Origin of the sequence: Moraxella catarrhalis (assembly GCF_001632285.1) — a bacterium.
GTDB classification, from domain to species: domain Bacteria; phylum Pseudomonadota; class Gammaproteobacteria; order Pseudomonadales; family Moraxellaceae; genus Moraxella; species Moraxella catarrhalis.
The window spans coordinates 85,778-108,989 of record NZ_LWAH01000012.1 but is presented as its reverse complement, the minus strand read 5'-3'; the positions used below and the strand labels follow the sequence as shown (position 1 = coordinate 108,989).

General features: G+C 39.8%; 19 protein-coding genes and 3 tRNA genes. 14 read left to right on the top strand and 8 right to left on the bottom strand.

Annotated elements, in window-relative coordinates; all coding sequences use genetic code 11:
* Positions 1-38 precede the first annotated feature (38 nt).
* From kdsA to sppA, 6 genes are all read left to right on the top strand, one after another.
* A complete protein-coding gene (kdsA, locus tag A4U55_RS02565; RefSeq protein ID WP_172798032.1) occupies positions 39-890 on the top strand; it encodes a 3-deoxy-8-phosphooctulonate synthase in 852 nt (283 codons plus the stop codon).
* A gap of 81 nt (positions 891-971) precedes the next feature.
* The gene (gene eno, locus A4U55_RS02560) at positions 972-2,264 is read left to right on the top strand and encodes a phosphopyruvate hydratase (protein ID WP_036378377.1); all 1,293 of its coding nucleotides are present in this window, start codon (positions 972-974) and stop codon (positions 2,262-2,264) included.
* A 34-nt stretch (positions 2,265-2,298) separates the two neighbouring features.
* Positions 2,299-2,709 (top strand): FtsB family cell division protein, encoded by a 411-nt coding sequence (locus tag A4U55_RS02555; RefSeq protein ID WP_003657535.1) that lies wholly within the window; start codon positions 2,299-2,301, stop codon positions 2,707-2,709.
* 66 nt (positions 2,710-2,775) lie between these two features.
* The gene (gene ispD / locus A4U55_RS02550; protein WP_003660296.1) at positions 2,776-3,504 is read left to right on the top strand and encodes a 2-C-methyl-D-erythritol 4-phosphate cytidylyltransferase; all 729 of its coding nucleotides are present in this window, start codon (positions 2,776-2,778) and stop codon (positions 3,502-3,504) included.
* A gap of 4 nt (positions 3,505-3,508) precedes the next feature.
* Complete coding sequence (locus A4U55_RS02545) at positions 3,509-6,037, top strand: ComEC/Rec2 family competence protein (protein ID WP_063453975.1); 2,529 nt, start codon at positions 3,509-3,511, stop codon at positions 6,035-6,037.
* 95 nt (positions 6,038-6,132) lie between these two features.
* A complete protein-coding gene (gene sppA, locus A4U55_RS02540) occupies positions 6,133-7,161 on the top strand; it encodes a signal peptide peptidase SppA (protein ID WP_003663045.1) in 1,029 nt (342 codons plus the stop codon).
* Between the two features lie 117 nt (positions 7,162-7,278).
* On the opposite strand, the gene A4U55_RS02535 is transcribed toward sppA, so the two are convergent.
* Positions 7,279-7,581, bottom strand: a complete 303-nt coding sequence (locus tag A4U55_RS02535) for a hypothetical protein (RefSeq protein ID WP_003657531.1) — start codon at positions 7,579-7,581, stop codon at positions 7,279-7,281.
* Positions 7,582-7,887: 306 nt separating this feature from the next.
* Between A4U55_RS02535 and A4U55_RS02530 the strand changes: the two genes are divergently transcribed.
* Together A4U55_RS02530 and A4U55_RS02525 are read left to right on the top strand one after the other, a co-directional pair.
* Positions 7,888-10,338: a TonB-dependent receptor gene (locus tag A4U55_RS02530; protein WP_063453974.1), complete on the top strand. Its 2,451-nt coding sequence runs from the start codon at positions 7,888-7,890 to the stop codon at positions 10,336-10,338.
* 304 nt (positions 10,339-10,642) lie between these two features.
* Complete coding sequence (locus A4U55_RS02525; RefSeq protein ID WP_003660292.1) at positions 10,643-10,999, top strand: DUF4298 domain-containing protein; 357 nt, start codon at positions 10,643-10,645, stop codon at positions 10,997-10,999.
* Between the two features lie 43 nt (positions 11,000-11,042).
* Here A4U55_RS02525 and A4U55_RS02520 read toward each other — a convergent pair whose 3' ends face one another.
* Positions 11,043-11,750: an epoxyqueuosine reductase QueH gene (locus A4U55_RS02520; protein ID WP_003673306.1), complete on the bottom strand. Its 708-nt coding sequence runs from the start codon at positions 11,748-11,750 to the stop codon at positions 11,043-11,045.
* Between the two features lie 344 nt (positions 11,751-12,094).
* Between A4U55_RS02520 and A4U55_RS02515 the strand changes: the two genes are divergently transcribed.
* The 5 genes from A4U55_RS02515 (at position 12,095) to A4U55_RS02495 (ending at position 18,862) form a co-directional block, all read left to right on the top strand.
* Positions 12,095-13,582, top strand: coding sequence for an ABC transporter permease (locus A4U55_RS02515; protein WP_003657525.1), 1,488 nt, complete (start codon positions 12,095-12,097; stop codon positions 13,580-13,582).
* Positions 13,583-14,509, top strand: coding sequence for an oligopeptide ABC transporter permease OppC (oppC, locus tag A4U55_RS02510; protein ID WP_003660286.1), 927 nt, complete (start codon positions 13,583-13,585; stop codon positions 14,507-14,509). It abuts the gene before it with no gap.
* A gap of 36 nt (positions 14,510-14,545) precedes the next feature.
* Positions 14,546-15,592 (top strand): ABC transporter ATP-binding protein, encoded by a 1,047-nt coding sequence (locus A4U55_RS02505; protein WP_003657522.1) that lies wholly within the window; start codon positions 14,546-14,548, stop codon positions 15,590-15,592.
* A gap of 57 nt (positions 15,593-15,649) precedes the next feature.
* Positions 15,650-16,618 (top strand): ATP-binding cassette domain-containing protein, encoded by a 969-nt coding sequence (locus tag A4U55_RS02500; RefSeq protein WP_063453973.1) that lies wholly within the window; start codon positions 15,650-15,652, stop codon positions 16,616-16,618.
* 204 nt (positions 16,619-16,822) lie between these two features.
* Entirely contained in the window at positions 16,823-18,862 is a 2,040-nt protein-coding gene (locus tag A4U55_RS02495; protein ID WP_063453972.1) for a peptide ABC transporter substrate-binding protein, read from the top strand.
* 67 nt (positions 18,863-18,929) lie between these two features.
* On the opposite strand, the gene A4U55_RS02490 is transcribed toward A4U55_RS02495, so the two are convergent.
* Together A4U55_RS02490 and A4U55_RS02485 are read right to left on the bottom strand one after the other, a co-directional pair.
* Entirely contained in the window at positions 18,930-19,286 is a 357-nt protein-coding gene (locus A4U55_RS02490; RefSeq protein WP_003664246.1) for an ACP-like domain-containing protein, read from the bottom strand.
* Positions 19,287-19,566: 280 nt separating this feature from the next.
* Positions 19,567-19,977: an ACP-like domain-containing protein gene (locus tag A4U55_RS02485; protein WP_003657518.1), complete on the bottom strand. Its 411-nt coding sequence runs from the start codon at positions 19,975-19,977 to the stop codon at positions 19,567-19,569.
* Between the two features lie 557 nt (positions 19,978-20,534).
* Between A4U55_RS02485 and A4U55_RS02480 the strand changes: the two genes are divergently transcribed.
* The gene (locus A4U55_RS02480) at positions 20,535-21,569 is read left to right on the top strand and encodes a porin (RefSeq protein WP_003657516.1); all 1,035 of its coding nucleotides are present in this window, start codon (positions 20,535-20,537) and stop codon (positions 21,567-21,569) included.
* 221 nt (positions 21,570-21,790) lie between these two features.
* On the opposite strand, the gene A4U55_RS02475 is transcribed toward A4U55_RS02480, so the two are convergent.
* From A4U55_RS02475 to holA, 4 genes are all read right to left on the bottom strand, one after another.
* Positions 21,791-21,866 (bottom strand) — tRNA-Asn (locus A4U55_RS02475).
* Positions 21,867-21,870: 4 nt separating this feature from the next.
* Positions 21,871-21,946: transfer RNA gene (locus A4U55_RS02470), tRNA-Lys, on the bottom strand.
* A gap of 20 nt (positions 21,947-21,966) precedes the next feature.
* Positions 21,967-22,042, bottom strand: a tRNA-Lys gene (locus tag A4U55_RS02465).
* A 126-nt stretch (positions 22,043-22,168) separates the two neighbouring features.
* The gene (gene holA, locus A4U55_RS02460; protein ID WP_063453971.1) at positions 22,169-23,212 is read right to left on the bottom strand and encodes a DNA polymerase III subunit delta; all 1,044 of its coding nucleotides are present in this window, start codon (positions 23,210-23,212) and stop codon (positions 22,169-22,171) included.

The window sequence follows — 23,212 nt, the reverse complement described above, 5'->3', positions numbered from 1 at the left end:
GATAAATAAAACTGTAAGGATTTGAGATGACACAGCCAATGATAGCCGCTCAATCAAACATTACCGTATCAGGGATTGAGATTGGTAATGATAAGCCTTTTGTTCTATTTGGCGGTATGAATGTGCTTGAAAGCCGTGAATTGGCTTTTGAGATTGCTGAGCAATATATCGATATTTGCCAAAGGCTTAATATCGGTTATGTGTTCAAGGCAAGTTTTGACAAAGCAAATCGCTCAAGCTTGCACTCTTTTCGTGGTCCAAGCCTTGAGAATGGCTTGACTTGGCTAAATGACATTAAAGAAACTTACAATGTCCCCATTATTACCGATGTGCATGAACCTTATCAGGCTGCACCTGTTGCCAAAGTTGCCGATATCCTACAATTACCTGCTTTTTTGTCCCGCCAGACGGATTTGGTGAGTGCCATTGCACGCACTGGCAAGATAATTAATGTCAAAAAAGCACAGTTTTTGGCACCACATGAAATGCGTCATATCATTAATAAATGTTTGGAAGCTGGTAATGATCAAGTGATTCTTTGTGAGCGTGGTTCGGCATTTGGTTATAATAATTTGGTTGTTGATATGCTTGGCTTTGATACCATGAAGTCAATGAATGTACCAGTATTTTTTGATGTTACGCACGCACTTCAAGAGCCGGGTGCTCGTGGTGACAGTGCAGGTGGCAGACGCCATCAGATTACCACTCTTGCTCGTGCGGGTATGGCGACAGGCTTGGCGGGTTTATTTTTAGAAGCTCATCCTGATCCTGATAAGGCGAAATGTGATGGCCCAAGTGCATTACGCCTAAATCAACTTGAGCCATTTTTGATACAAATTAAGCAGCTTGATGATTTGGTCAAAGGCTTTGAAACTTTAGATACACAATAATAGATACGCAAAATTAAAGAATTTTATCATTAATAAGTGATTGCGATAGGAGCTACTATGTACGCTGAAGATACAAAAAATATTGTAGAAATTAAAGACATTATTGCTCGAGAGATTTTGGATTCTCGTGGCAACCCAACCATTGAAGCAGATGTTATCCTTGCAAATGGTATTCGTGGTCGTGCAGCTGCACCCAGTGGGGCATCAACAGGCTCTCGTGAAGCGTTAGAATTGCGTGATGGTGACACTTCCCGTTATTTGGGTAAAGGCGTCAAAAAGGCAGTGGCGAACGCCAATAGCCAAATCCGCACCGCACTGCTTGATAAAGATGTTACACAACAAACTCAGATTGATAATATCTTAATTGAGCTTGACGGTACAGAAAATAAAGGTAATATGGGTGCAAATGCTATGTTGGCAGTATCGTTGGCGGTAGCCAAAGCAGCGGCCATTGCTCAATCATTGCCCCTGCATCAATATATTGCCAATCTGCGTGGACAAACCAGCTTAACCATGCCTGTGCCGATGATGAATATTTTAAATGGTGGCGCACATGCTGATAATACCGTTGATATCCAAGAATTCATGATTGAGCCTGTGGGATTTGCTTCATTTTCAGAGGCACTGCGTGCAGGTACCGAAATTTTCCATGCATTAAAATCAGTTCTAAAAGCACAAGGTTTAAATACGGCTGTTGGTGATGAAGGCGGATTTGCACCTAACTTACGCTCAAACGAAGAGGCAATTACTGTCATCATGCAAGCGATTGATAAAGCTGGCTATAAGGCAGGTGAAAATATCTTTTTAGCCTTAGATTGTGCAGCATCTGAATTTTATAAAAATGGTCAATACATCTTGGCAGGTGAGGGCAATAAAGCCTTTGATAGCCAAGGTTTTAGCGATTATTTAACCAGCTTATGCAACCAATATCCGATCATCTCTATCGAAGATGGTTTGGATGAAAGCGATTGGGAAGGCTGGGCATATTTAACCAAACAGTTGGGTAAAAAGGTTCAATTGGTAGGAGATGATTTGTTTGTCACCAATCCAAAGATCTTGCAAGAAGGTATTGATAAAGACATTGCTAATGCCATTTTGATCAAATTTAACCAAATTGGCACTTTAAGCGAAACTTTAGATGCGATCTATCTGGCCAAGCAAAATGGCTATGCCACTGTCATCAGCCATCGCTCGGGTGAAACTGAAGATTCAACCATTGCTGATTTGGCAGTTGGTACGGCAGCAGGTCAGATTAAGACAGGTTCACTGTGCCGTTCAGACCGTGTTGCCAAGTACAATCAGCTTTTACGCATCGAGCAGCAAGTGCGTGCCGCTTATCGTGGTCGTGAAGAATTTATCGGTCTGCGTGGCTGATCTGCGATTTTATCAATGATTTGGGAAAAACACTGTGGCAAATGTGAATCAGATACTTAAGTATATGGTGAGTAATCAGCTTAGACTGATTATTAGCATTATTATTGCAACAGTGGTTTTGGTGCTGATGCAAATACAGTATTGGTATGGTGATTATGGTCATGCCAATTTAATTGCTGTAAAAAATCAGCTGCATGAACAAAATCGCTTGAATCAAGAGCAGATCAATAAAAACAATATCTTATTGGCTGATGTCAAAGATCTAAAATCGGGTCTTTCGGCAATTGAGGAGCATGCACGGCTGGACCTTGGTTTAATTAAGCCTGGTGAAACATTTATTCAGCTGTCAAATGCACCAATTACTTATTCACGCCAGCCCTTACTTGAAATTGATGAGAGTATCGAGGCTGTTGATTCTGTACCAGAACCCATGCCCAATCACTGATATACAAAAGTTTTTGATCGCCAAACTGTTTGATCTGATTTGGCGATTTTTATTATTTGATGACTTATGAAAACAACGATTTATCCGCTCATTGTCGCTGCTGGCACAGGATCAAGATTTGGTGCCAATAAACCCAAGCAATATCTTAAAATTGGTACTAAAAGTATCTTGACACACAGTATTTCTCGATTAAATCACCCCGATCTTGATGCTTTGACCGTGGTGATTGCTCATGATGATGCCTATATTCAAGGCGAAATGTTGGACATGCAATCCTCTTTTGATCAGGCAATTTACTACACAACTGGCGGCGATGAGCGATGGCAGTCGGTGATGAATGGGCTTGACAAAATCTGTGCTGAAGGGGGTTTGGATGGTGATTGGGTGCTTATCCATGATGCAGCAAGACCATGTTTGCCTTATACTGATTTGGATCGATTGATTCATAAAATCAAAAGCAATCAATGCAATGCAGCAATATTGGCGACAGCTGTCGTGGATACATTGAAATTTGCCAAAGATAACCATATTAGCCATACGGTCAGCCGAGATGATTTATGGCAAGCGTTGACGCCTCAGGCATTTAAGATAGGGGTTTTAAAGTCGGCTTTTGAATTTGTCATCACCAACCGCCTGCAGATTACTGATGAGGCATCAGCGTGTGAAGCGATGGGGGAGTCTGTCGCCATTGTGCCAGCATCTCGGATGAATATTAAGCTGACTTACCCTGATGATTTGCCGCTTATGGAGAAGATTTTAAGTGGTTTGTTTGATGAATTGGTCAAATTAAGTTAAGCTTATGGCGGTTTGGTTATTTGTTTTTGTTGCCTTGGCTGTGCTTGCCATCTTGGGCAGTATTGAGCAATTTTGGTTTGATGAGACATGGCTTAGTATTTTAGCTTCAGATCAATGTATCTTACTGATAACTGCAGGTTTATTGTTGTGTTTGCTTGGATGGTCACTGATACCTACATCTAAATTAGCCAAAATCAATCGCTTGCTCAAAGCGTGTCTACTTGTTGCAAGTATTGTTTTGTTATTTGTGGTGCGTACATTGGTCGCATATGTTACTTATGAGATACATGCGCCAAACGCTCGCTACATGGTCAGTGCTGACGCTCATATTCATACTCTGAGTGATGGGATTTATGATGATATCTTGGGTACTTCATTTCGCCAAGTGGCGACTTTACATAATATTAAACCCATTATTCCTTCTGCTCATCACCCCTCAACTTTAAAGATTCATAATCCCTTTGGGGAATTTAATCCCAACCCTTCAATAATGCCAACTCAAGAGGATTTAGACAAATTAAAATCAATGGAGGGTATGACGGTACTTTTGTCAGCCAATCCAAATGCCACTCAAGCCGATTTGAGTAAACTTGCTAAGGTTCAGCCTGCCATGCGTTTGACTGCCGAGATTTTGATTACACCGATTGATAAAACGCCATCGGCAAGTGGTTTTGATACCAATCAATGGCTACGCACTCGCCATATTCATGCTCAAGCAAAAATTTTGTCTGTTGGTGAGATTGCACCGCTTGAGGCAGAATCTTTGGCTCAGCGGTTTTATTTTCGTCTTGAGCAATTTCGTCATCGACTCAGAACGCATTTTTATCAAGATTGGCATAAGCTTAGTGCATCGCAATCACAGGCAAAAGCGGTTTCTTTGAGCTTGATGACAGGTGATCGTGCTTTGATTGATAAACACACCAAAGAGCTGTATCAATTGGCAGGTATTTCGCATTTGCTTGCCATTTCAGGGACGCATGTGCTATTTTTAGCGGTGATTTTATCAGCACTTGTAACTTTTATGACGGATAAATTTGCACAACGCATTTATGCACACTTGCCAAGATGGCAAATTCGTATGATGGTCATGGTGTTGGCAAGTTTGGTTTATGCATTGTTTACAGGGTTTGATGTGCCTGCGGTGCGAACTGTTTATTTATTAATTGCAGCTTGGCTGGTTCGCTACTTAATACTGCCCGCTGACATGATTTCTGTGCTGGCGTGGGTAGCCTTGTTGATGATTTGGCTTGACCCTTATGTGTTATGGCAAGCAGGCTTTTGGTTGTCATTTATTGCCGTGTTGTTATTGATGCGTTATGAGTCACCCAAAATTGATATGATCAATGATACCAATCAAAATCAGGGGCAACTTGTACGGCGATGGCTTCAATTCAAACAGGCAGTGCGTTTGCAATTTTGGCTATTTTTTAGCATGCTACCTGTGTCTATCTTATTATTTGGCAAGGTATCAATCTGGGGTTTGGTGGTAAATTTATTTGCCATCGGATTGTTTGGTTTTGTTGTTGTACCCATTAACTTAATCGCTGGTGCAGTTTTTGGGATTTTGCCAGAGCTGTCGCAGCTACTTTGGGGCACATCTTCTGCTGTACTTTATTGGCTGCATGATTTTTTATATTTTGGACTAAGTAGCCAAATTGGTAGTTTGGGTGCTTGGCTATATGCACCTTTTGGGATGGCAGGATTTTTACTCAGTTTTATGGTAGTGGGCTTATGGATATTGCCAAATGTCTTACCTAGGGTACTGATTATACTACCTTTGGTGGCGATGATATTTTTGGGATTGCCCAAGCAAATACCGCATTTTAAGCTGATTATTTTGCCAAGTGATACGCCTAATATCAGTCAGATGTTGCTTAGTTATCACAATGCCAATCAACAAAAACACTGGCTTATCTTAAATGATTTGGGTGCCAAGAGCTTAAGAGCAAATCATACCCAAACGCTGACAGATCAGCTGTATCGACTGGGAGCGGCACAATATGGCATAGATGGTATCATTGTCCAAAGCCCAAGTGCCATATTTTTGCCTGTGGTGGGTCAGCTTGCTAAAGCATTGCCTGTGCATCGCTTTTGGCAGGCGGGTAATCATGAGCCTTTGGCAAATATTCATCACACACCATGTCGTGCAGGTTTATATTGGCAATCTGAAGGCATTGGCATAAAAGCTTTGACGGGTTGGCATGAGATTGGTGATGAGCGTGTACAGCACTGCGAAGTTGAAGTTTTGGCAGATTTGCCACTAAATACCCAAAATCTGACAGAAGATCAGCTTGAGCCTAATTTTGGGGAGGTTGATACCGCCACTTCAAATCAAACACAGCTTATCATCAGTACAAATCGTGAGCCAATGCTTTGGCAGCTATGGGATATGCTGTGTCTTTCTGACGAAGAATTAAAGTTGGTGACACCTGTAGGCTACCATTCGGTTTGGCTTAGCACCACACACGCCGCTGATGCCAGCCATGTTAAAGCCAATTTAGATACCCTGCAATCAATTTACTTAGATAAATAGTGAATAATCAGGTAGGCACACTATCGTTTATATGGTTTTTGAGTTACAATAAGTGTATTTTCATATTTTAAGTATTTTTGTATAAGGTATCAATTATGGCATGGCCACCAAATCCTGACAAATCGCCCCAAAAAATATCAGCTGACACACCCATGGGTGCACCCAGACAAGGCGAAGAATGGCGTCTGCTCGAAAAAACACTGCTTGCCAGCATTGAAGAGCAAAGGGCTAACCGTCTTTGGTCGGTATTTTTGAAATTACTGACCTTTGCTTTTTTGGTATTTTTTATCATTGTACTTGGTTTTGGGTGCAGCGGTTTTGGATCATCATTTGAGCGTATCGGTATTAATGAACCACACATTGCCATTATTGATGTTAATGGGGCGATCATGACAAATGGTGATGTCAATGCACAAAATATCAATGATTCTTTGATGGAGGCATTTGAGAATAACCAAGCCAAAGCCGTGGTTTTAAATATCAATTCACCAGGTGGTTCGCCAGTGCAGTCAGATGAGATTTGGCAAATGGCGATGATGCTTCGTCAAGAATATCCTGATAAAAAATTGTATGCCATCATTGGTGATCTTGGTGCATCAGGTGCATATTATATTGCATCGGCTGCTGATGAAATTTGGGTCAACCCTTCAAGTTTGGTTGGTTCTATCGGTGTAATTATGTCTGGGTACAATCTAGAAGAGCTGATGAAAAAAGTGGGCGTAAAAGATCGCACGATAACAGCAGGTGAATATAAAGATATTTTAAGTAGTAGCCGTGAGATGACCGAAACAGAACGGCAGCACATACAAGCCTTATTAAATAAGACTCACCAAAATTTTATTAAGGCGGTTAAACAAGGTCGTGGTAGTAAACTGAAAAATCCTGAACAAAATCAGCTTTTTAGTGGTCTGATTTGGACAGGTACCGATGCTGTTGAGCTGGGTTTGGCGGATAAAACAGGTGGTATTAGCCAGCTTAAAAAGACGCTTGATTTACAAACAGTCGATTATACTTATGTCAACCCAATGAATAAGTTATTTGATCGTTTTGGTGTGCAGGTTGGTAAGGGTTTGGGCGAGGGTTTAAAATTGAGCCTAAACCAAGAAGAGGCCACCATTCAATAATCAATCAAATCAAGAAAAACCACTCACTGATTATCAGTGGGTAGTTTTTTGCTGTTAGTTGGCGTCTTTATACATTCAATACTGATGACGCATTCATATTTAATTCATCCATATTTGTTAATCCAAATCGCATGTTTGATTCACATCTGTTAAGGCTTCATCGATGATGGATTGGCTAACCCCTTTTTTACGCAATTTTTCAATGAATAGCATGTCATTGGCAAGCGTGTAATTACAATTATCACGGTCCAAACCTTGGCGAATGTACAAGCGAATCAGTCCTTGAATACGGCTAAACCCATGTACTTTGGCGGTATCTTCAAGATGCTGGATAATCTCTTCAGATAGGCGTAAATGAACAGGACGCATGATGGTTTGAGGGTGGTCTGAATAACGATTTTTGATGTGTGGAGGTAGCATAAATTTCCTAATGAGTTTATTTTTATGGCATAAAGTTTGATACAATGGTCGCCATCGCTATTTTTATATTGGCATAAAATAAGCATATCAAGGTAATTGTATAAAGCAATACTTAACAATAACCTTAAAAATGGCATTTAAAGGATTATAACACGATGGTTTTTGATGTCAATTTTGCCAGGGTGGATAAGCTTGGTTTGGTTGGGATAATTTTTTTGTAATTACTTGCTTAAATTGTATCTCAACTGATTGTAATTTTTCATATATGTTATATAATACTTCAACAAATGTTATAGTATATCATATATGAAGGTTACCATGATAAAAAAACCGCTTGCCTGTGCCATATTGGCAACTTTTTCAATGCCAATGCTGGCAGAGGCGAATTTAAAGGATAAGCCAACCGTCATTTTAGATGGCGTTTCGATCACCTCTTTAGCTGACCAAAATACAGAGTTTGGCGTTAATCATTCAAAAACAGTCAGTGGCATCACAGTTTCAAAAGAGCAACTACAACAACGAGCAACCACCCTAGGCGATGCCTTGGCAGGTGAGCTTGGCGTTCATTCTAACCATTTTGGGGGCGGTGCCTCAGCCCCCATCATTCGTGGGCAGGAGGGTAAACGCCTGAAAATCCTACAAAACGGTTCAGAGGTTGTGGACATGTCTGGGTTATCGCCAGACCATGCCATAGCGGTGGACACCACACTGGCAAAACAGGTGGAGATTGTGCGAGGCTCTGGTGCCTTGTTGTACGCCTCTGGCAACTCAGCAGGCGTGGTCAATGTCGTTGATGACAAAATACCCAGCAAATTGCCCAGCAAATTACAAGGTGATGCGACGGTGCGTCTTAGCAGTGCCAACCGTGAAAAATTAATCACCGCCAGTGCCGAAGCCCCACTGGGAGAGCATGTGGCAGTGCGTGTTGCAGGGCTGTCCAAACAAGCAGCAGATTATAAAACGCCACGCTTTGACCGCCATGTCTTTAACGAAGAATCTGAATACGATGATACTCAGCCAGAATTCATCTATAAAGACACCTTAAAGCATCTGCCAGACAGCCATGCCAAATCAAACGCAGGAACGCTTGGCGTGTCATGGGTTGGCAATCAAGGCTTTTTGGGGGCATCGGTGAGCTTACGCCGAGACAAATATGGCCTGCCCAACCATTCACATGAATATGAAGAATGTAGCGTGCATGGCATTTCTCAGTCCGCCTTACAATACAAGCCATATTTGCGTTTGTATCCTTTTTTGATGGAAAATGATGACTTAGAGTTTGACAATGCAGGGCTTGAATGCCATACACATGATGACCACGACCACGACCATGCTCATGACCACGAGCACGACCACGAGCACGACCATGGCAAACCTTGGATTGATTTGAAAATGAAGCGTTATGATGTGCAAGGGCAAATCAATGCGCCGTTTGCTGGCATTGATAAAATCCGAGCCAGCATGGGCAAAGTGGATTATCATCATGATGAGATAGATGGGGGTGAGAAGACCAGCTTTTTTGATAATCAAGCCAATGTGTGGCGTTTGGAAGCCTCACATACCCCCATTCATACGCCGATGGGCAAGTTTAGCGGGGTGTTTGGGGTAGGTTATCTCACCTCAAAAAACAGCGGACTTGTGCCACCTCGTTATGAAGATGGCAATAAACAAGACACTCAAAACATCTTGCACAATAATACAACCAAAACAGGCAGTGTGTTTTGGTTTGAAGAATACAAACCCAATGACAAGCTGACCGTTGACGCCGCCGCTCGCATTGAGAAACAAACCATCACCATGGATTATGATAAAGACGCCATTTATCAGAGCTTAAACTTAGGCTTAGCAACCGCTCATGAACCAGACATACGCTTTAAACGATTGCTAGACAGCGGTACTTTAAACCCCAAAAAACAAACCGCACGCTCTTATGCTGTTGGGACGCATTTACAATTAACGCCCAAACATAAATTATCGCTGAATCTGTCGCATCAAGAACGCCTGCCAAATGCTCAGGAATTGTATGCTCACGGCATGCACCTTGCCACCAACTCGTTTGAAATTGGCAACCGCTTTTTAAACAAAGAAAAATCCAACAACATTGATTTGGGGCTGACATTTCAAGGTGATAAATGGGATTATCGTCTTGGGGGCTATCATTATGATTTTGATAACTATGTGTTTTTACAAACATTGTCACAGTATAAGCAAGGTTTGCGTGGCATGCGTCATGATAAAGACTTAAAAACCGCACGCTATGAACAAGCAGCGGCGAAATTTTATGGATTTGATGCCAACATCGGTTATCAGATTAATGATGTGTATCATGTGGCGTTATTTGGTGATTATATTCGTGGCAAGCTCACCAATTTGCCTGACAAAAAGGGCAGAACCGATGCGTATGGCAACCGTCCTCTCATCAAACAGCCAGACAGTCATACGCCAAGACTGCCACCAAAACGCCTTGGCATGAAATTAACCGCCAATGTTAATGCAAATTGGTCAGGGTTTTTGGAATATCGCCATACCTTTAAACAAGATAAATTGGCGAATTTTGAACGCCCAACCCCAGCTCATAACTTGGTGAATTTGGGGCTTAACTATCAGCACAAGCCAAGCCATCAAGCAGGCTCGGTTCAGGTATTTTTTAATGCTAACAATCTATTAAACGATAAAGTCTTTGCTCATGAGACATTTTTCCCAGACATGCCACAAATGGGGCGAAACTTTATGCTCGGGGCAAATTTCAAATTTTGACAAATCATTTAACTAAAGGCAATCAATATATGCTTGTACTAAACTATTATATTGATTAAATGTGATATTCATTAAAAATCTGCATTCACAATTAAGGAATTTGGGTGCAGATTTTTATATGGATGGTTACAGGTGGATAAATACTAAAATCATAAGGCCAATTCGTGTTATGTTTAAAAAATATACCCAATAAAGCAGTAATTTTTGTTAAGATGATACAAACGACTCTGATAGATAGTGTCTTGATAGATAGTGTATCGTAGCGGTCGTGTTAACTTTATATATTTAGACTATAGGTGCCATCATGTCCGACTTTCACACCTCCCATCAGCATAATGAGATACTTGGCAGACTCATTGAAATGCAAAAGCTGAATGATGATATTCAAGCGTTAACGCAACAACTTAAAAATGCACTCAAGCAAATACAAAAGTTGCAAGATAAGCATGCCAAACTTGATGAATTTTATCAAAAAGAATGCCAAAGTCTTTGTACCGCTTACCAAAATGGTAGTATCAGTGAGCAAGATTTGGATTATGTGAACAAAAAAGCACAGACCAAAGGTTATTCTATTTTAAGTGAAGATGGTATTTGGAATGTATTGATTGATGCTGAACAAACTCAAGTGGCATTAATTAAGCAATTGGTTCGGTCGTTATAAAGATAGTTGTCTTGTTAAAAAAGCGGATAAATCTCCGCTTTTGTCATTCTTCGTCATCACCATAGTACTTAACCCCAATCTTAATGGGTTCTCGTCCTTGGCTGCGGCGAAAATTATTGGTATCACGCAGTGAGTAAGCACAGCCACAATATTCTTGTTGATAAAAATGCTCTCGTTTGCTAATCTCAATCATGCGATTACTGCCACCGCCTTTACGCCAGTTAAAATCCCAATATTCAAGGTCGTCATAAGGGGCAGCGGCACGATGACCACAATCATTAATCTGAGCCATGTTCTTCCATCGTGAGATGCCCAAAGAACTGGTTATCACAGGAAAACCATGCTCGTGGGCGTATAGGGCGGTGCGCTCAAATCGCATGTCAAAACACATGGTACATCGTCTGCCTCGCTCAGGGTCTTGCTCCATGCCTTTGGCACGGGCAAACCAGTTGTCCATGTCATAATCAGCATCAATGAATGGTATGCCATGCTTTTGGGCAAAGGCGATATTTTCATTTTTGCGAATTTCGTATTCTTTTTTGGGGTGAATGTTGGGGTTATAAAAATAAATGGTAAATTCAATGCCACTGGCAATCATCGCCTCCATGACCTCACCTGAACAAGGGGCACAGCATGAATGTAGCAGTACTTTTTTATGTCCGTTGGGTGGGGTTAAAATAGGGCGGTCAATGGGGGTGAGTGTTGGATAATCAAAAGCTTTGGCAATTGCCACAGGTGTGTCTGTTTTCATGTCAATAGTACTCATTAATGTATGTGATTGGTTTTGTTTGGTTTTGATTATAAATTTGGCTTTTTATTTAGCATTATTGATCTATTATGCTGGTTTTTTACCGATTAAGCAAGATTTTATCATTTTATCTTGTCTTGTGTGTTGATTTATAAGACATTTTATGAAATATTTGTAAGACAGTTACTTGAGCTAAAAAAATATCAACAATATTTTACAATTGCTAATGTTGTGTTATACTAGCGTTCTTTGTTTTATTGGGTAAATAATTTATCCATAAAATTGCTTTATCCGTAAACTTGAGGCAAAACGCATAGCAAACTGCTAAGTTGATGTCAAGGAAGAATATGAGAAAGTATATTTTAAGCCGTATTTTCAGATCATTACTCTCTGTAGTTGTCGTGACGGCTTTGGTTTATGTCATTGTTTATACCTTAGTGCCAACGAGTCTTATTTTTAAACAAGACCCCAACTACAATAAGATGACCAAAACTTTGGATAAGAAAGTTGATTATGAAAATACAACTTTTGATTCCATGGGATATATTGACTATTTATCTGCTGGGGAGCTGCAAAAGCGTGTTAGTAGCCAAGGCGGCGATATTAATAGTGAAGCTGCCTACCAAAATTATCTGTCAACCTTAAATGGTCAGTGGCAGTTAAAAACCTATCCACTGAGTGAACAGTTTTATGCCACGCGTGATATCCCTATCTATGAGCGGGTGTGGTCTTTTTTCTCTAATCTGATTGAAATTGATCATCCTTGGAAGATACAAGATCCAGACAATCCCAATTTACCAAGATATATGCGGTTTGAAAAAGATGCTGCAGCAGGTTGGGCGTTGGTTGGTTCTGGTACTCACCATAAATATTTGCTATATACCAATCGTGAATTTCCTTACCTACACCAAAATTTCATTAATCTGAATTTGGGAACTTCTTACCCAACTTACAGCAATGTCCCTGTATGGCAGGTGATTACACAAGGACAAGGTCGTATCGATTTACAGGAAGTGACTTTCCCAACAGGTGTGACCAAAAAGTCATCTGTAGATATTTATAGCAGAACCTATAAAAATCCGAATACCATGGATGATATTGCCCGTGCTAATTATGGCGAAAATGACAACTATTCCAAAACTAAAACCAATTATAAAGATCCATCTATGATTTATAATTCATTTGTTATTGGGTTGTTTGGCGTATTATTCTCTTATGGAATAGGCTTGCCCATTGGTATGCTTATGGCACGCTTTAAAGATGGATTGTTTGATAAAGTTTCCACGGCAACCATGACTTTTATGCTGGCATTGCCAAGTATTGCGTTAATTTATGTCATCCGTTTTGCTGGTAGTCAACTGACAGGTTTGCCTGACTCTTTCCCAATCTTAGGGGCTTCGGATATTCGGTCTTATATTTTGCCAGCACTAATTTTGGGGATATTTAGCTTACCATATACTGTAATTTGGTTTCGTCGTTATTTGGTTGATATTCAAGCCAGTGATTGGGTGCGTTTTGCTCGTGCCAAGGGATTATCTGAATCAGAAATTTACAAAAAGCACTTATTTAAAAACGCCATGGTGCCTGTGGTTGTTGGTATTCCTGCCAGTATTATTTTAGCCATTGGTGGTGCAACACTAACCGAGACCATTTTTGCGTTTCCTGGCATGGGTAAAATGCTCATTGACTCGATTAAGGCAGCCAATAATGCCATGATTGTTGGACTGACATTTATTTTTACTGTTTTATCAATTATCTCGCTACTATTGGGAGATATCGCCATGGCATTGGTGGACCCACGCATCAAACTATCTGAAGACAAAAAAGGTGAGTAAATGGAAGTTGTTGATAAATCTAAGTTTAAATTTGTTGGTCGTGATAGCCGTGCTTCTGAGGTTATCGATACACCGACCTATTCTTATTGGAAATCGGTTGCTCGCCAGTTTTTTTCCAAAAAATCAACCTATGTGATGCTCGCCATTTTGTCAGTGATTTTATTGATGAGCTTTATTTATCCCATGGTTGTGCCTTATGATTTTAGTGATGTCAGTAATATTAATGACTTTTCTAAGCGCTATATTTGGCCAAATAGTGAATATTGGTTTGGCACTGACAAAAATGGTCATTCATTATTTGATGGCGTATGGTATGGGGCACGAAATTCCATCCTAATTTCGGTGATTGCAACCTTTATTAATATCACTATTGGCGTTGTTGTAGGTGCGCTGTGGGGCGTGTCAAAGTCTATTGATAAAATCATGCTGGAGATTTACAACATCATCTCCAATGTACCCTCAATGCTGATTATCATTGTGTTGACCTATGCATTAGGAGCGGGATTTTGGAAGCTAATTTTAGCATTTTGTATCACAGGGTGGATTGGTGTTGCTTTTACCATTCGGGTTCAAATCATGCGTTTTCGTGATTTGGAATATAATTTGGCAAGCCGAACATTGGGTACACCTAAATATAAAATTGCTGTCAAAAATTTATTGCCACAAATATTATCAATTATTATGACATTGTTGTCACAAATGTTGCCAGTTTATATCTCCTATGAAGCATTTTTATCCTTCTTTGGTATTGGTCTACCAACTACCACGCCAAGTTTGGGGCGTTTGATTGCCAATTATTCGAGCAACTTAACCACCAATGCTTATCTATTTTGGATACCACTGACGGTATTGGTATTGGTATCATTGCCATTGTATCTTGTGGGGCAAAATTTGGCAGATGCCACCGATCCACGCTCACATAAATAGATGAACTGATGAGATATCAGACAAGTAAGGACTGTCATGACTACAAATAATGTTATATTGGAAGTAAATGATTTGGTGGTTGAGTTTACAGTGCGTAAACGCATTTTAACTGCCATTCGCAATATTTCTTTGAAGTTACATGAAGGTGAAATTTTGGCTTTAGTGGGTGAGTCAGGATCTGGCAAATCCGTCTTAACCAAGACTTTTACAGGCATGTTGGAAAATAATGGTCGCATTGCCTCAGGTGATATTTTATACCGTGGACAAGATTTAACCAAACTTACCAATAATGAAGATTGGCTTAAAATTCGTGGTTCAAAAATTGCGACCATCTTTCAAGACCCCATGACCAGTTTAAGCCCAATTAAAACGATTGGTGCACAGATTGTAGAGGTAATTACCAAACACCAAAAAGTTAGTCGTAAAGAAGCCAAAATTCAAGCGATTGACTATATGCGTAAGGTTGGTATTTCCAATCCTGAAAAACGCTTTAATGATTATCCGTTTGAATATTCAGGCGGTATGCGCCAACGCATCGTTATTGCGATTGCTTTGGCGTGTCGTCCTGATATTTTGGTATGTGATGAGCCAACCACCGCTCTTGATGTTACCATTCAAGCACAAATCATTGATCTGCTAAAAAGCCTACAGCAGGAATATCGCTTTACCATCATCTTTATTACGCATGATTTGGGTGTGGTGGCTAGTATTGCTGATAAGGTTGCGGTTATGTATGCAGGTGAGATTGTTGAATTTGCATCAGTCAATGAGATATTTTACAATCCACAACATCCTTATACATGGAGCTTATTATCAAGTCTGCCACAGCTTGTTAATGATTCAGGAGAGCTGTACGCCATTCCTGGTACGCCGCCATCCTTGTACTCGCCTATTGTGGGCGATGCCTTTGCTTTGCGTTCAGAATATGCCATGGAAATTGACTTTGAACAACGACCGCCCATCATCAATGTCTCTGATACCCATTGGGCAAAAACATGGCTTTTGCATCCCGATGCACCCAAGGCCAATAAGCCTGAAGCGATCTGTGATTTGCATGAAAAAATATTGCAAAAACTATCTTAATCAGTTAGGATTTTTAAGTTAATTGATGATAACTTTAAGTAATAATAAGAGGGAATAATGTCACAGACAGTAAATACCACCACACAACAAACCGCACCAAAAAAATTGGTGGAAGTGAAAGATTTGGAAATCTCTTTTGGTGAAGGTAAAAAACGCTTCGTTGCTGTTAAAAATGCAAACTTCTTCATCAATAAAGGTGAAACTTTTTCTTTGGTTGGTGAATCAGGCAGTGGTAAAACTACCATTGGGCGTGCCATTATCGGACTTAATAACATTACAGGTGGTCAGATTATCTATGATGGTAAAGTCATTAGTAATCGACCTAAAGATGCAGAGCTGATTTGTAAGATTCAGATGATTTTCCAAGACCCTGCCGCCAGCTTAAATGAGCGTGCGACGGTTAATTATATCATCTCAGAAGGGTTATATAATTTTAAATTATATAAAGATAATGCTGACCGCTTAGCAAAAATTAAACAAATGATGGCGGAAGTTGGTTTGTTGCCTGAACATCTGACACGCTATCCTCACGAATTTTCAGGTGGTCAACGCCAGCGTATTGGTATTGCCAGAGCATTGGTTATGGATCCTGAATTTGTTATCGCTGATGAACCAATTTCTGCATTAGATGTCTCTGTGCGTGCCCAAGTGTTGAACTTGCTAAAAAAAATGCAGCGAGAAAAACATTTGACTTATTTGTTTATTGCACATGATTTGTCTGTGGTGCGTTTTATTTCTGATAGGATTGCTGTTATTTATAAAGGCGTGATTGTTGAAATCGCTGAAACTGAAGAGCTGTTTAAAAATCCTATTCATCCGTATACTAAATCATTGTTGTCTGCTGTTCCCATTCCAGACCCGATACTTGAGCGTAAAAAACAACTGATTGTATATGATCCCACGCAGCATGACTATTCTAGCGATGAGCCAGGCATGGTGGAAATTAAGCCTAATCATTTTGTTTGGGCGAATAAACAAGAGCTTGAACGCTATCAACAACACATTTCAAACCAAACAGTCGTATAACCCATACCAACTAAAATAAGGAGAAGTAGCAAGGAGGGATTACTTAAGATAATTTTATTAAATACCGTATTTGTTTGATAGGCATCATGATGGTATTGATTGAAATATGATTTTTTAAGTTTTAGATGGTTAGCATAACCTTAAGGGTGTTTAAGTTTTATTCTTAAAAACGCCATTTCACATAACAAACAAAGGACCCATGTTATGAAAAAAACGAAGTTATTTGCCACAGTAGGGGCAGCAGTATTATCAGCATCTATTTTAGCTGCATGCAGCAATAATAGCACGACAGCATCACAAGGTGGCGGTGATTTAACCACCTATAAATATGTGTTTTCAGGTGACCCAAAATCTTTAGACTATATCTTAGCCAACCAAGCTGTTACTGCCGATGTTACCACTCAGATGGTTGATGGTTTGCTAGAAAATGATGAATATGGCAACCTTGTCCCTTCTTTGGCGACTGATTGGAGCGTTTCAGAAGATGGATTAACTTATACCTACACCTTGCGTGATGGGGTATTTTGGTACACCTCAGATGGCGAAGAATATGCGCCCGTTACTGCCCATGACTTTGTGACAGGTCTAAAACATGCCGTTGACGGTAAATCTGATGCGCTTTATGTGGTTGAAGATTCTGTAAAAAACCTAAAAGCCTATAAAGAAGGTAAAGTGAATTGGGAAGAGGTTGGCGTTAAGGCTTTAGATGATAAAACCATACAATACACGCTAAACCAACCAGAATCATATTGGAATTCTAAAGTGACCTATAGTGTTCTATTCCCTGTGAATGCTAAGTTTTTACAATCTAAAGGTAAAGATTTTGGTGCTTTAGATCCTTCATCTATTTTGGTCAATGGTGCTTACTTTTTAAGTGCTTATGCATCAAAATCTTTGATGGAATTTACTAAAAATGATAATTATTGGGATGCTGACAATGTTCATGTACAGTCTGTCAAGCTAACCTATACCGATGGCTCAGATCCTGGTTCGTATTATCGTAACTTTGATAAAGGCGAGTTTAGCGTTGCACGCTTATATCCAAATGACCCAACTTACCAAGCTGCCAGTGAAAAATATCAAGATAACATCGTTTATGGCTTGATAGATGGTACAACTTATTATTTCACCTTTAACCTAAATCGTTCTGCTTTTGCCAATAGCACAAAAACGCCAGAGCAACAAGAATCTGCCAAAAAGGCAATGCTGAACAAAGATTTCCGTCAAGCGGTTATGTTTGCACTTGATCGTGCAGCTTATCAAGCACAAACTGTCGGTGAGGAAGCCAAAACCAAGGCCTTGCGTAATATGCTGGTACCGCCAACTTTTGTGTCTGCCGATGGTGAAGACTTTGGGCAAATGGTGAAAAAAGACTTGGTAGGCTATGGTACGGAATGGCAAGATGTCGATTTGTCAGATAGCCAAGATGGTCTATACAATCCACAAAAAGCCAAAGAAGAGTTTGCTAAAGCCAGACAAACTTTAGAAGCTCAAGGCGTGACTTTCCCTATCTATTTGGATTTTCCAATTGACCAAGCAGATTCGAACAGAGTTCAGCAAGCTCAATCATTCAAGCAATCGGTTGAGGCCTCATTGGGTCAAGAAAATATCATTATCAATGTCATTGAAACCGAGACCTCAACTTATGAGTCTCAAGGCTACTATGCTGAATCGCCAGAGCAGCAAGATTATGATATTATGATGGCAGGTTGGGGCCCGGATTATCAAGATCCACGCACCTATTTGGATATCATGAGTCCTATTGATGGTGCCATGCTACAAAAAACAGGTATCCACAGAGGTGGCGATAAAGCTTTAGTTAAACAAGTTGGTTTGGATACTTATCAAACACTGCTTAATCAGGCATCGGTCATCTCTAATGATAACAGTGCGCGTTATAATGCCTATGCCAAAGCACAGGCATTACTGATTGACAGTGCTTTACAAATCCCAATGGTTGCTATTGGTGGTGTACCAAGAGTTTCTAAAGGCGTACCATTTAGCGGATCATTTTCTTGGGCGGGCAATAAAGGCGGTAGCTGGTATAAGAGATTAAAACTACAAGCACAGCCTATCACGACTGAGCAATATGAGAAAGCCTATCAAGCATGGCAAAGTGAAAAATCGGCTTCTAATGCCAAATATGCCGACAGCCTTGTTAATCGTGTCAAAAAATCAGATACAGCAGCAAGCGATGCTGCAGCAACTGATGCTGCAACCACGGATACGACAACAGCGAATTGATTTAATCAATCAGCAATCAATAAAAAAGCATGGTTATCCATGCTTTTTTATTTGGGTAGTAAAAAAATTATCTTGGGTTGCAGTTTTTGAACAAAGTTTTGTTCTTTGGGTCGGTGATGACTGCAATACCGACTTGATTGTAGTTCTTGGCATCGATATAGTCTGCAGTCATGGTATAACCACCAAAGCCAAAAATTGAGCTTGTCATATCTGATGCGTTAAGATTGATGGGCATACCGACAGTTTTGCCAGAGAAGCTAGCAACGGCTTTAGATGGTAAATCTGCATCGTTAAAGATGTATTTAACATTGACACTTTTACCGCCTTGGCAGGTGTATTGTACGGTTTTTGGACTCATGGCATTGGCAGAAATAGCCATCATGCCAGCAGTAGCCACAATAAGACTAAAGGCAAGTTTTTTCATGATATTTTCCTTATGTATCAGTCATAATGACTTGTAATTGGGTATGATTGAATGTCTTAGAATGATGATTTTGACCATCAAGCGTGAGAGTAAAGATTGTTTCGGGGTTAGTGATAGGGCATTTGATTGGCTCTAGATTGATTGCTTATTTTACCAACCTAGAGCCTATCTTTAGCCATTAAATCAAATACCCAAGTTAAAATCAAGTGATATTTATGATTAAAACTTGGGATTAAAGCTTACCTTATTAATATTATTTTTATTAATATTATGTTAAGCGTTAAAGTTTTGTAACATATCTGACATTACAGCCTTTATGAGCAAAATCACCAGAAGGGCTTGTGATGTTAATGCCTAGTTTGTGATAGTTATACAATGTCATGGCATCAGTCATCAAGCTGTAGTTATTTTCATCACCAAAAACGCTATCAACATTGTCAGAACGATTTAAATTAAATGGCATAAAACGGTTTTTGCCATCAACATAAGCACTGGCATAAGTTGGCAATCTTTGTTGGTTAAAGCCATAAGTTACGGTGGCTTGCCCACCTGATTGGCAGGCATAAGTAACTTGACGCTTTAATACGGTAGAATCATGAGCTTCTTGAGCATGGTCAACTTGAGCATGAGCTGCACCAATGAATCCAACAAGTGCCAAGGCAGTCGCAGGGGCTAAAGCTAAGATTTTCATAGAATACCTCCAAATGTTGTTATTTAAAAGCTCAAATTTAAACGGTTTTGTGTATAAATTTGGCTCAGCTTCCACTTTTATCAATAATCAATTTTCTAAAGCGATCGGCATAATAACTTTAGGCTTTTGATAATAATAATATAATCCTATATAAAAATAAATACCATAGTATTATGGTAAATAACTTATAATTAAGGTAAGAATACGGTAAAAGATTGTTACCAATGCGTGATTGATACAAGTATTGATACCAGTTTTGACATGTGCCTTGAAATAGTTATCTTAAACATTGAAATATACTTAATTAAGTGTTGCATATTTGATGATTTTCTTGTAGTATCGTTACTCTACTGTGATATAACAAAACATAACATCAATATTTTAACAGAATTGTTACATTGAGTATGAATGTTAAATCATGATGACCATCGCAGGCAATCATAATCGATGCCTGATAGCATAGATGAAACTCAGGCTAAAAGTTCAGCGATAAGCCAAACTTGATGGCTGAAAATCTATGATAACCAACCTAGGAAACTTCAATCAAGGAGAGATGTATGAAAGCACAATTTACAACCCTAAAAGTCATCGGCGGACTATTTGTAGGTGGCATGATGCTAAATGCACATGCAGCACCTGAATTATATGGTTACGCATCTCTTGGCATTGCTGCTAATCATAAAAAAACAACCAACAAGACAACCAATGTCAGTACATCAACAACAGACCGCCCCTATCTGTATAGCAGCGGATCACGCATTGGCCTTAGAGGGTCTGAAAAGTTAAATGATGATTATGAGGTTTTGTACAAGTTGGAGTACCGTCTAGAAAATGATGGTGATTTACGCAATGAAAAAATCAAGCAGCCAGATGGTACTGAAAAGACTGTTGCTAAAACACGCAATTTTGAGGCTCGTGATTCATGGATTGGCGTGAAGCATAAAAAGTATGGTACCATCAAGGCGGGTCGTATGTTGTCTTTGGATCCATATGTGCGTTATACTGCCTATTTGGCGTCAGGCGTAGATGGGGTGCGTACCAATAATACCATTGCATACGAATCACCAAAAATCAAAGATGTTAGTTTTCAGGCGATGTACATCTTAGATGAAAATAAAGAGACAGATACCATTGATCGTGATGGTTATTCATTGCTTGTCAAGAAAAACACAGATACATATAATGTTGGTGCAGCTTATGCCTATTTTGGTAAAGCAAAAACCTCTTATGGCAAGATTAACTATACTGCGCGTGTGACAGGTAATTATAAAATTAATGAGGATTATAAAGTAGGTGGTATCTATCAGCATGTCGGCTATGCCAATGACGACAGTGCCAAAAATAATACAGAACAAGCTGTTGGCGTGGCTTTGCAGCATTTTAAAGACAAATGGACTCATACCGCACACATGAATCTTGTGAATAATCCTAGTGGGAAAAAGGGCGATGGGTTTGAGCTGATCGGAGCAATTGACCGTGATATTTCTAAAAATGTCTCTGCAGGCATGGATATCACCTATGGTAACTTTAACTACGCAACAGAAAAAGAATCTTACATCAACCCAACTATCTATGCGACTGTATATTTTTAACCAATTCATTGTTGGTTAATTAAGTAAGATGTGATAAAGTCAATTTACGACAAGGCGACAGATTGCCAATCTACTCAATAAAAGTACCACAATGAAAAACACCCTAAAAGTCTCATCTTTGGGGTGTTTTTATTGATTTTTAGGATATTGGTAATAGATAAAATTTTTTATGATATAAAAAAATTCCTTAGCTATTAAGATGGCTAAGGAATTTTTAAATTTGGCTCCCCAACCTGGGCTCGAACCAGGGACACACGGATTAACAGTCCGATGCTCTACCGACTGAGCTATTGGGGAATAATGGTGGGTCGTGCAGGATTCGAACCTGCGACCAATTGATTAAAAGTCAACTGCTCTACCAACTGAGCTAACGACCCTTAGCGAGTACTAGAATTAATGGTGGGTCGTGCAGGATTCGAACCTGCGACCAATTGATTAAAAGTCAACTGCTCTACCAACTGAGCTAACGACCCATATTTTTTTCTAGTCGGATACGGTATTCCATATCGCTAATGTGGTGCATATTATACCCAAAATTTTTTTTATTGCAAGCATTTATTTTAAAAAATTTCAAAAAAATTCAAATGAATCAAAATTTTTTACCGCTCATGATGTGAGTGTAAACCCTGTATATCAATCCCACAAATAGATAAAACCAATTGTCTGATTAATCGCCAAGCATTATCTTGGCTTAAGCCCTTGATGGCTTTGTCAATTTCATAAACCTGAGTAAGCCAATGCGATATCATGCCATCAGAGATGTTATTTGCAAGATTTTGATAATTCAAAACTTTATTACGCCAAATACCAAGTTTTTGGGGATCTTGGCCATTTCTTAGGGCGGCAATCAGATGAATGTCTTTTGAGATTGCCCATAAAATAATGCTGGGTGCGGTATCTGTCTGATAAAGATAATTAATGATTTTTAGGCATTGATTGGGCTGTCTTTGGATGAGTGCATCGGATAAATCAAAAACGCTGAACACGCCACCTTCAGATAAAAGTGTGCTAAGATCAGGCACATCAATTACCGAAAGCTGTGACTGACTAGGCAGAGTGTGAGCATAGGACAGACGCCATAGCGTCTGATAAGCGGTTAATAAATCATGCTGGGTATGGCCCATCAGCATCTGCCACGCATTAGCGGTGAGCGAAAGCTTAAAATCTTGAGCCTTGGCCACTAAAAGGGCACGCCGCTCAGATTCATTTTGGATAGTGCCATGGATAATCAGCCCATGCTGATCAAACAGCTTAAATGCTTTGGTATTTTGAGGTTTTTTATCTTGTTTGGGCAGCAGCCAAATCAGATGATGTGTGCTAGTACCTGCTTTGGCATCATGAGCAAAATCTATCAATTGGCTTAAGATGGCATCATCAGGCTTATGCTTACCGCTTAGAATGATGGCGGTAGATTCTTCAAACAGCGATAGCGATATAAGTTCTTGGGTAACCTCGTGCCAGCTTTTGGGGGAGGTAAGATCAATGCGTTTCATCACTTGATGATTGGCTTGCCAAATTGGATGGCATGCATCAATGAGCCATTGAATCATCAGTGGCTCATCAGAATGTAAAAGCCATAAACCGCTCAGCGTCATTGTGGGATTTTTGAGGGATTCGGTAACTGCCAAAAATCGTTTTTGCAT